General features: G+C 71.0%; 2 pseudogenes. Both read right to left on the minus strand.

Features of this window, described 5'->3' with window-relative positions:
• A pseudogene (locus tag RMN95_RS11025) lies at positions 1-315 on the minus strand (hypothetical protein); the annotation flags it as partial.
• Positions 312-1,131, minus strand: a pseudogene (locus RMN95_RS11030) (glycosyltransferase family 2 protein); the annotation flags it as partial. The pseudogenes RMN95_RS11025 and RMN95_RS11030, both read right to left, overlap by 4 nt.

Genomic DNA, 1,131 nt, shown 5'->3' on the forward strand with positions numbered 1-1,131 from the left:
ACCGCTGTCACTGGCCAGTCTCAGGATCGCACCGGGACACACGAGCTGCTGCGCCGTGGGCACGGGGGTGATGAGCGTGTCGGGCGCCGAGACCTGCACGGTGGGCAGCGGCAGCACCATGGATGCCGCGATCGTCACGGCGGCGACGCCGATGCCGACCAGTCCGACCGCTGCCCGGCCTCCCGCGGCCGCAACGCCGCGAAGGGTGAACGGGCGCCGCCTCGAGGTCTCGAGCTCGTCCTGCTCGGGGAACGGCTCGTCCCTGCTGAACTGCTCGCCCGAGGGCTCCTCCTGCGCTCCGATGTTCTCGCTCATGCCGGCCCCTCCACGGAATCGACGGCGACCGCGGCGCCGGCCTGGGCGGCGCGCACCCGACGGCGCCGGGTCGTCGGGATTGCCAGCAACAGGGTAAGGCCGAACACCACGGCCTGGCCGATAATAATCCCCTGGCCGATCTGGGTCTCGAGAGGCCCAGGTCCCGTCGGGGCCGATCCGTCGGAGAGCGCGCCGTAGTTCCACAGGAACCCCTGGGCAGTAGAACCGATGGGGGTGAGGATGCGGTTGCCGTCGAGGGCATCCGCGACACGCTGCCGGGTCTGCGCTGCGCTGTCCGTCGTCGCATTCGGCAGTAGCACAAACGCGATTTGCAGGTCATCCAGCTCCCCCGCGATGTCGAAACCGCTGCGCGAGGCGAGGTTACCGGCGAGCGTGGCGATGCGGTCATCCACTCTGCTGAGTGCGGTATCGGTCGCGGCCAGCGTGCTCTGCTCGTCGAGGGCGGTGCCGAGCCCCCGGTGCAGCGTCGTCGCGATACCGCCGCCGGGCTGGGCCGTGAGTTGGAGCGTGCCGAGGTCCGGTCGCGATGCCGCCTCAGCGGACGCGAAGGCGGGGAGCATCCTGCCGTTGCTCGCGCTGACCTCCATCGTGCCGGTCGCGGCGACCGTGAGCAGTGGCACGGCGAGGGCGACGAGGGCGACAGCAGTGACCAGCGCCGGGGCCGTCGCCGCTGTGCGCAGGCCGTCGAGACTGGCCACCATCGCTCCGACGAGACCGAGCCAGTAGAGGCTGAGCGCAGAGCCGGCCCAGATCGCCGTGCTCGTGGAGCCGATGAGGGTCACAGAGAGGTGCGCC

Source organism: Salinibacterium sp. (assembly GCF_031364185.1).
In the GTDB taxonomy this organism is placed as follows: domain Bacteria; phylum Actinomycetota; class Actinomycetes; order Actinomycetales; family Microbacteriaceae; genus Rhodoglobus.